Annotated in this window: 2 protein-coding genes; both read right to left on the minus strand. The window is 78.7% G+C overall.

Annotated features, from left to right (window positions below):
• On the minus strand, positions 1 to 648 hold a 648-nt coding region (locus tag ACFV0G_RS39530), incomplete at its 3' end, for a sigma factor-like helix-turn-helix DNA-binding protein (protein WP_380558822.1).
• A gap of 198 nt (positions 649 to 846) precedes the next feature.
• Entirely contained in the window at positions 847 to 1068 is a 222-nt protein-coding gene (locus ACFV0G_RS39535; protein ID WP_380558825.1) for a hypothetical protein, read from the minus strand.
• Positions 1069 to 1230: the final 162 nt, after the last annotated feature.

Below are 1230 nucleotides of genomic sequence, written 5' to 3' on the forward strand. Positions count from 1 at the left end.
GAAGAACCCACCAAGGGCGACGGCGGCCGCGCCGAGCCGCCCGGCCCGGCGGCGGCGGATCAGGTCACCGGGCTGGACGCGGACGGTGCACGGGTCGAAGCGGGCCGGTTCGCCGGCCGTGGTGGCGAGGTGCTCGGCCGCGCGGCGGGCCTCGGCCGGGCGGGTGACGCCGGCCCGGACCAGCAGGTCGGCGATCTCGGTGGGCGGCAGGCCGTCGACGGCGCGCAGCGCGTAGGCGGCGCGGGCGGGTGCGGGCAGGGCGGCGAGTGCACGGTCGAGGGCGAGTTCCTCCTCGCCGCCGTCGGCGGTGAACAGCCGCAGGCCCCAGACGCCGGGCAGCGGCCGGCGCAGGCGGCGGCTGCCCGCGAGGGCGCGGCGCACGACGCGCAGCCGCAGGGCGTCGTACACCTCGTCGGCGGTCCCGGTGCAGCCGGAGCGCAGCTCGTTCAGGCCGGGCAGGGCGCGCTGGGTGACGGCGTGTGCGGTGAGCAGGCGGCGGTGGCGGTCGGCGCCGGCCGGCAGCACGAGGTAGGCGATCCGGGTCAGCCGCCGGTAGTTGGCGACCAGCACCTCTTCGGCGTCGCCCACCGGGTGGCCGTCGGGCGCGGCGGCGGGGGCCTGGCCGGGGTGCGGCGGGCGAGGTGGCATGGCGGGCGGCTCCGGGTGCGGGCGGCGGCGGCAGCCGGTGGGACTGCGGATGATCCAACGAGTGGATCATGCGATGGTTGCGCCCCTCGGGTGAGTGCCGCGGGCCCGGGATGACCCCGACCGCGCCGCGGCCCCGGACGTGCCGGTGCCCCGCTCGCCCGGGCGGGCGGTGGGCGCACCGGCGAGCCGGGGCGGGCCTCAGTGCGTGCGGTCCTGGAGGTCGGCCATGGCGACGGCCCAGCGGATGTACTTGTTGCGGCCGAGGTCGCCGACGGTCTTGATCTTCAGTGCGGCGAGCGCCTCGCCGTGCGTGTCGGTCAGCCCGGCGAGCGCGGCGACCGGCGCGTCCAGCACCTCGGTCAGGCTCAGGTTCTCGTACGCCTTGTCGAGGACCTTGTCCAGGTCGGCGGTGACGGTCATGGGGATACCTCTTCTCGGACGGGGATCTGGCTCCAGCCTGGGACGCCCGGTCGGCCCCCGCCATCGGGGCGGCGGCCCCCCGGGGGGGGCGCGGGGGGGGCCGGCGAACGGGGGTCCCCCACCCGCGCGGGGGGGGGGGGGGGGGGGTGTTTTCGCGGGCGC

The sequence above is a fragment of the Kitasatospora sp. NPDC059571 genome (assembly GCF_042735675.1).
Taxonomy (GTDB): domain Bacteria; phylum Actinomycetota; class Actinomycetes; order Streptomycetales; family Streptomycetaceae; genus Kitasatospora.